7 protein-coding genes are annotated in these 7,643 nt (G+C 40.3%); all 7 read left to right on the top strand.

Annotation, left to right across the window (positions count from 1 at the left end):
• The first annotated feature begins 88 nt into the window (after positions 1 to 88).
• The 7 genes from ACKI5G_RS08520 to ACKI5G_RS08490 all read left to right on the top strand — a co-directional run bounded on the left by ACKI5G_RS08520 (position 89) and on the right by ACKI5G_RS08490 (position 7,595).
• A complete protein-coding gene (locus ACKI5G_RS08520; RefSeq protein ID WP_407399450.1) occupies positions 89 to 1,243 on the top strand; it encodes a polysaccharide biosynthesis protein in 1,155 nt (384 codons plus the stop codon).
• Positions 1,244 to 1,340: 97 nt separating this feature from the next.
• Entirely contained in the window at positions 1,341 to 2,519 is a 1,179-nt protein-coding gene (locus ACKI5G_RS08515; RefSeq protein ID WP_407399448.1) for a LegC family aminotransferase, read from the top strand.
• Complete coding sequence (locus tag ACKI5G_RS08510; RefSeq protein ID WP_407399446.1) at positions 2,512 to 3,591, top strand: nucleotidyltransferase family protein; 1,080 nt, start codon at positions 2,512 to 2,514, stop codon at positions 3,589 to 3,591. The genes ACKI5G_RS08515 and ACKI5G_RS08510 overlap by 8 nt, the downstream gene beginning before the upstream one ends.
• Entirely contained in the window at positions 3,588 to 4,163 is a 576-nt protein-coding gene (locus ACKI5G_RS08505) for an acetyltransferase (RefSeq protein WP_407399444.1), read from the top strand. The genes ACKI5G_RS08510 and ACKI5G_RS08505 overlap by 4 nt, the downstream gene beginning before the upstream one ends.
• Before the next feature lie 11 nt (positions 4,164 to 4,174).
• Positions 4,175 to 5,173, top strand: coding sequence for an N-acetylneuraminate synthase (neuB, locus tag ACKI5G_RS08500; protein ID WP_407399442.1), 999 nt, complete (start codon positions 4,175 to 4,177; stop codon positions 5,171 to 5,173).
• The gene (neuC, locus tag ACKI5G_RS08495; protein ID WP_407399440.1) at positions 5,170 to 6,348 is read left to right on the top strand and encodes a UDP-N-acetylglucosamine 2-epimerase; all 1,179 of its coding nucleotides are present in this window, start codon (positions 5,170 to 5,172) and stop codon (positions 6,346 to 6,348) included. Before neuB ends, neuC begins: the two co-directional genes overlap by 4 nt.
• A 131-nt stretch (positions 6,349 to 6,479) precedes the next feature.
• The gene (locus tag ACKI5G_RS08490) at positions 6,480 to 7,595 is read left to right on the top strand and encodes an N-acetyl sugar amidotransferase (RefSeq protein ID WP_407399438.1); all 1,116 of its coding nucleotides are present in this window, start codon (positions 6,480 to 6,482) and stop codon (positions 7,593 to 7,595) included.
• Positions 7,596 to 7,643: the final 48 nt, after the last annotated feature.

Genomic DNA, 7,643 nt, shown 5'->3' with positions numbered 1-7,643 from the left:
TTCTTTTTTATTTTTATTGTAAAAAGGTATTATTATGTTCAATTTAGAGATTTTCATAAACAAATATGTTACCAAGCGGGATAAAAGTATGTTTCTTGTTGATATTGAAGAAAACAAGGAACAGTTAAGTAAAAAGATTGCCGGAAAGACCATTTTGGTCATAGGCGGAGCTGGTTCTATTGGATCATCATTTATAAAGGCTATACTTCCCTTTAAGCCGCAGACTTTAGTTGTAGTGGATATAAATGAAAACGGTTTGGCAGAGTTGACCCGTGACCTGCGCTCCTCCACTGGGATGTATGTACCGGAAGATTATGTACCGTACCCCATGAATTTTGCTTCATTGGTTTTTGAAAAAATGTTTAGGAGCCGTGGAGGCTTTGATATTGTAGCTAATTTTTCCGCACATAAGCATGTCCGCTCCGAAAAGGATATTTATTCTGTGGAAGCTCTTTTAAAGAACAATGTGTTGCAAGCTAAGAAACTTCTTGATTTATTGGCAGAAATTCCCCCAGAGGAATATTTCTGTGTGTCTACTGATAAGGCGGCTAATCCAGTAAATATTATGGGGGCCAGCAAGCGTATCATGGAAGATGTAATTTTTTTATATTCCGAAAAATTCCCAGTAAAGACTGCACGCTTTGCTAATGTGGCCTTCTCCAATGGATCACTTCCTGCGGGATTTATTGCCAGATTGCAAAAGCTTCAGCCTATAAGTGCCCCATCTGATGTAAAGCGTTATTTCGTTTCACCGGAGGAAAGCGGGCAGATTTGTATGCTTTCCTGTATGCTGGGTAATAATCGAGAAATCTTTTTTCCACGTCTGGAAGAAGCCCAGATGATGACCTTTGATAAGATTGCAACTGCATTCTTGGAAGAACATGGCTATGAAGTACTGGAATGTGCCAGCGATGAGGAAGCCATTGATAAAGCTGTTGAATTAAGAAATGGCAGTCACAAATACCCGGTGCACTACTCCAGCTCCAATACCTCCGGCGAAAAGGCCTATGAGGAATTTTATACAGAAACTGAGAAAGTGGATATGAATCGGCTGAAATCGTTGGGTGTGGTAACTGGCAAGGAAATACCAGACAAAGCTAAAGTAAATGCATTGTTTGATAAATTGATAGCCGTATTTGCCAAGGACAACACCACCAAAGAAGAAGTGGTTGCCATTATGGCGGAGTACTTGTCGAATTTTAAGCATATTGAAACTGGGAAATCACTGGACAGTAAGATGTAACCTCATCCGTCTGGTTGCCTGGCACCGACGGCGAAGCCTAGTACCCGTAGGGTGCTTCACCGGAGGGGAAGGCAAAAACGAACTAGGAGATGTAACCGTGGGCAGATTTATACCTTTATCTATACCAAATTTTGAAGGCAATGAGCGAAAATACGTGGATGATGCCATCGACCAGGGATGGGTTTCCACTGGCGGTGCCTATATTACCAAGCTTGAGGAAAAGCTGGCAGATTTTTTACATACAGATAATGTGGCGGCCTGTCAGAGTGGTACAGCTGCGTTGCATCTTTCTATGGTGGAAGCTGGTGTACGGCCAGGTGACGTGGTGCTGGTTCCACCACTTACCTTTATTGCGGCAGTAAATCCAGTAAAATATCAATTTGCTACTCCAGTATTTATCGACTGCGATGACAGCTTTTGTATGGATCCAATAAAATTGCAGGCGTTTTGTGAAACTGAGTGCAGCTTTGATGGATCTCAGCTTCGCTATAATAATCAGGTCGTTAAGGCTATAGTTGTTGTGCACGTCTTTGGCAACATGGCAGATATGGTTGCCATTATGGCTATTGCCAAAAAGTACAATCTCAAGGTAATTGAGGATGCTACTGAGGCATTGGGTAGTAAGTACAGTGATGGTCCCCTTATCGGTAAATATGCCGGTACCATAGGTGATTTTGGCTGTTATTCCTTCAATGGAAATAAGATTATTACCACCGGTGGTGGTGGCGCTGTTACTGCCAACAATATAAAGGTTGTCGATCATATCAGATATTTGTCTACCCAGGCAAAGGATGATGTTCATTATTATATCCATAATGAAGTGGGCTATAACTACCGTATGACCAATCTTCAGGCTGCCTTGGGGGTGGCACAGATGGAAGAATTGCCAGAATTTATCCGCCGCAAGCAGGCCAATTACCAGTTTTATTGTGAGCTGTTTGATGGTTTTGCACTGGGCAAGATGATAGTCTTCCGTAAAGATATATACTCTAATATGTGGTTCTATTCATTGGAAATCAATCGTGATAAGGTTAAGGCCACCATGCGTGAAATTATAACTGCATTGGAAGAGCGTGGTGTTCAGACCCGTGCTATCTGGGGATTAATCAATGAGCAGATGCCATATAAGAATGAGGCTACTTATAAACTGGAAAAGGCACCATATTATGCAGAGAGAATTTTGAATCTTCCTTCAAGTACCCAGATAAGTAAGGTAGAAATAGAGTACGTGGCTGAGCAGGTAAAGAAAGTTTTGGGGGAGTTTGCTCATGGATAAGGAACGAATAAAGGAATTTGTGAGCACATTGCCACTGACCGTGGTGGAAGCCATGGCAAAGATAGATGGACATGCTTTTGATGCCGGTCTTATATTCATTGTTGACGATTCCCATTCTCTAATAGGTTGCATTACTGATGGTGATATTCGCCGTTGGATTTTAAAAGGGGGCGGGTTAAGTGACACAGCAGAAGCTGTGATGTTTAAAAATCCTGTTAGCTTGTTGGTGCGCGAGAAAGCCATGGCTAAGTCTGTAATGACGGAAAAATCTATTACAGCGGTACCTATCTTGGATGATAACAAAAAAATCATTGATATTGTGCTGCTCAAGGATATAAGCAGTATAACCCAAAAGGCTAAACAACTTAGGGAAGTTTCGGTGGTTATAATGGCCGGTGGCAAGGGAACAAGACTTTACCCATATACCAAGATTTTGCCCAAGCCGTTGATTCCAATAGGTGATACCCCGATAGTAGAACGGATAATTGACTGTTACGTAGATTATGGGATTGAAGAGTTTTATATGACAGTAAATTATAAAAAAGGAATGTTAAAATCATATTTTAATGATTTAAAAGCAACTTACAAGGTAAATTTTGTGGAAGAAAACAAGCCCCTTGGTACAGGTGGAAGTATAAAGCTTATTGAAAAAAAGTTTGATAAACCATTATTCGTCACTAATTGTGATGCATTGATTCGTGCCGACTATGCTGATATTTATAACCATCATATAAAGTGTGGCAATGACATTACTATGGTATCAGCACTAAAAAATATTACGGTTCCTTATGGCGTTGTTAATTCTGGTGAAAACGGTGAGTTGCTGTCCATGGAGGAAAAGCCGACTCTTTCCTATTTCATAAATACTGGCATGTATGTTATAAATCCTGCGACTATTGCTTTGATACCAGATGATACCATGTTCCACATGACTCATTTAGTAGAAAAAGTCATGAAAAGTGGTGGTAAGGTTGGTACTTATCCAATAAGTGAGGATTCCTTTTTGGATATGGGCGAGTTTGAGGAAATGAAGCGGATGGAGCAGAAATTAAATATAATTTCTGATAAATGATGATGAATGATATTGTGTTGGTAGGCTTTGGGGGTCATGCCAAAAGTGTGGCTGACTGTATTGAGCGTGAAGGAAAATATCATATTGTTGGATATACTGATATGCGGGAAGCAGATTCACGGTATTCATATTTGGGCACAGATGACGAGCTTCATACTATTTTTGGCGGTGGCGTCAAAAATGCAGCGATTGGTATTGGTTATATGGGAAAAGGTGCTGTCAGACAGCACCTTTATGCTACATTAAAACAAATAGGTTTTTATTTACCAGTTATAACTGATCCATCAGCTATTGTATCCAACACTGCCGTTGTAGGTGAAGGCACTTTTATTGGCAAATGTGCAGTAATAAATGCTGAGGCCAGTATCGGCAAGATGGCTATTATCAACACTAAGGCATTGATTGAGCACGAGTGTGTTGTTGATGATTTTTCTCACGTAGCTGTGGGAGCTGTGTTGTGTGGACAAGTCAAGGTTGGTGAAGGGGCCTTTATAGGAGCTAATTCTACAGTGATACAATGCCGCCAGATTGAGAGTAATGCCATCGTTCCAGCGGGAGCTACTATTAGATAAGGACGATTTTTATGGAAAAAGTATGTATTATCGCCGAAGCAGGCGTGAATCATAATGGTGATATAATCATTGCGAAAAAGATGGTGGATGTTGCAAAAAAAGCTGGTGTGGACTATATAAAATTTCAGACATTTGTGCCGGAGAAGTTAGTTTCACGTTATGCGGAAAAGGCAGAGTATCAGAAGGAAACAACTGATGCGACTGAGTCACAGCTGGATATGCTAAGAAAATTGTCATTATCTGAGGATGAATTTGTATCTTTGAGAAATTATTGTGATGAAGTGGGTATCGGCTTCATATCAACCCCTTTTGATTTGGAAAGCATTGATTTTCTGGAAAAAATGGATATGGATTTTTGGAAAATTCCATCCGGGGAAATTACCAATTTGCCATATCTTGAAAAAATCGCCGGGACTGGGCGAAAGGTTATATTATCTACTGGCATGAGCGATATTCAGGAGATAGAAGATGCTGTCAAGGTGCTGGAGAATAACGGTGTACCGGAAATAGTCCTGCTGCACTGCAATACCCAGTATCCTACTCCATTCGAGGATGTAAATTTATCCGCAATGGAAACCATAGCTAGGGAGACAAACAAAGAAGTTGGCTATTCTGACCATACCAAGGGCATTGAAGCTCCTATCGCCGCGGTGGCCATGGGTGCAACTGTTATCGAGAAGCATTTTACCCTGGATAAAAATATGGAGGGGCCTGATCATAAGGCCAGCATTGAGCCAGATGAGCTTACGCAGATGGTAAGGGCTATCCGCCATATAGAAAAAGCTATCGGAAATGGTATAAAAGAGCCGACAGCTTCTGAGATTAGCAATAAGTCCATTGCCAGAAAAAGTATTGTGGCGGCTTGTAAGATTGCCAAAGGTGACATTTTTTCTGAGAAAAATATCACCACCAAACGCCCCGGAAATGGTATTTCTCCAATGAAGTGGTATGAGGTTATTGGTAAAACCGCTACAAGGGATTTTATCGAAGATGAGTTGATTGAGATATGAAAAAAATAGCTGTAGTAACAGCAACAAGAGCTGAATATGGGCTGTTGTCACCGGTTATAAGGAGATTACGGGCTATTGAGAGCGAATTATTTAAGGCTGATTTGATTGTGACCGGAACACATCTTAGTGAGCAATATGGTATGACTATCAGCGAAATAGATGACCGAATAGACCATAAGATTCACATATCAGTGAAGTCATCCTCTGAAGCAGATATTTCTGCCAATCAGGCTGAAGCTTTGGTTAAGTTTACGGATCTGTTTTTGGCAGAAAAATATGATGGCATTGTTTTGCTGGGGGACCGTTATGAAATGCTGTCTGTGGCTATTGCAGCAGGTAATACCCATACCCCTATATTCCACCTATGTGGCGGTGATACCACTGAGGGAGCCTTGGATGAATGGATTAGGCACTCCATAACGAAAATGAGTTATCTTCATTTCGTTACTAATGAAGATAGCAGAAAGAGAGTTATTCAACTAGGTGAGAATCCAACTCGTGTTTTCAACTATGGCTCTACCAGTATTGATAACATAATACATGTTGCTGATATTTCAAAGGCCGAAGCATTGCAAAGTATTGGTTTGGAGGATTGCAAATATGCTCTTTGCACATATAATCCGGTAACAATGGAAGATGAAAGTGTTGATAATCAGATAAAAGAATTTCTTGCTGCAATTAAGTCCTTTCCAGACTTACAGTTTATTGTGACAAAATCCAATGCCGACCAGGGAGGCGCAAGAATAAATGAGCTATTGGATGAAGCAGAAAAGGAGGTTGATAATCTTCATGTGTTTACTTCCCTAGGGGTGAGACGGTATCTCTCGTTGATGAAATATGCCGAGTTTGTTCTTGGCAATTCCTCCAGTGGGATAATTGAAACACCGTCCTTCCATGTTCCAACAGTGAATATTGGGGATAGACAGCGAGGCCGTTTACAGTCTGAAAGTATAATAAACTGTGGTGAAGATACTGACCATATTATTGTAGCGATAAATCAAGCAATGACTGCTGACTTTAAAACAGTATGTGATTCCGTCGTCAGTCCATACGGCGATGGTCATGCGGCTGAAAAAATAGCCAAGAAAATTTATGAGGTAGTTAGCGAAGAAAGGATTGATTTGAAAAAGAAATTTTATATAATCAAGGTGGCACATAACAGAATAAAAAGTTAAAAAAGCTGTAGCAGAATCCTCACTCTTGCAAATACTGAGGCATAATGGTATAGTGTTGAGTGGTTTTCAAAGGAATTTTTTTATGAAAGAGGATATATAATAATTTTTTACATCAGTAAGGGAGACAGAAAATGAGATACTGTAAAAAATGTACTATGCCGGATACCAGACCGGGAATAACTTTTGATGAGAATGGAGTATGCTGTGCATGTAATCACTATGAGAACAGGAAAAATATAGATTGGGATAAGCGATGGAAGGAGTTTGAGGCTCTTTGCGATAAGTACAGAGGTTGTAATGGCCCAGGGAATTATGACTGTGCTATAGCGGTTTCCGGAGGTAAGGACAGCCATTTTCAGGTGCATATCATGAAAGAGGTTATGCACATGAATCCTGTTCTGTTTTCAGTTGAGGACAATTTCCCTATGACTGAGGCGGGGAAACATAATATTAAAAATATCAGTGAAACCTTTGGCTGCCCAATTATCAGTTATAAGCCTAATATTCGTGCTCAGAAAATCATTATGCGTGCCATGTTTGAAAAATATGGTAAACCAACATGGTATATCGACAGGTATATTTATACGTATCCACTTCATATGGCCTTAAAATTTAACACTATGCTATTGGTATATGGTGAGAATGTTTCCTACGAGTATGGCGGTATAGATGACGAGGAAAGTTATTCAGCCAGAAGTCAGGTCGAAAATGGTGCAGCCAGCGGGGTGAGTGAAGAAGAATTACTGAGTTTGGGCCTCGAAAAAAGTGATTTGGCAATGCTTGATGCACCAAAACCGGAGGATTTGCAGAGACTTGACCCAATTTACTTGAGTTATTTCCTGCCGTGGAATAGTGTGAAGAATTATGAATTTGCGAAGTCAAGAGGCTTTAAGGATTTAACCCATGAATGGAATCGGACTCATCATGCAGAGAATTTTGATCAGGTGGATTCCAGAGCGTATCTAGTTCATTCATGGCTGAAATACCCAAAATTCGGTCATGCTTTTACTACAGATTACACTGCCAGATTTATCAGATATGGCTTAATGACTCGGGATGAGGCAATTAGGATAATCAAGGAAAAAGACCATGCTCTTGATCCGAAATGTGTGGATGATTTCTGTGATTTTTGCGGGTATACACATACTGAATTTTGGGCTATTATTGACAAGATGTATAACAGGGAATTGTTCAAAAAGGATGAATTTGGCAGATGGGTGCTGAAGGAAGCCATATATGATGAGTGAATGAACAACTGATTTGCAGAATTAAGCAGCCTTCGGGCTGCTTTTTTT

The organism is Anaerovibrio sp. (assembly GCF_045637405.1).
Classification (GTDB): domain Bacteria; phylum Bacillota; class Negativicutes; order Selenomonadales; family Selenomonadaceae; genus Anaerovibrio.
Note: the sequence above shows the minus strand (reverse complement) of the source record. Positions and strands in the feature narration are given on the sequence as shown.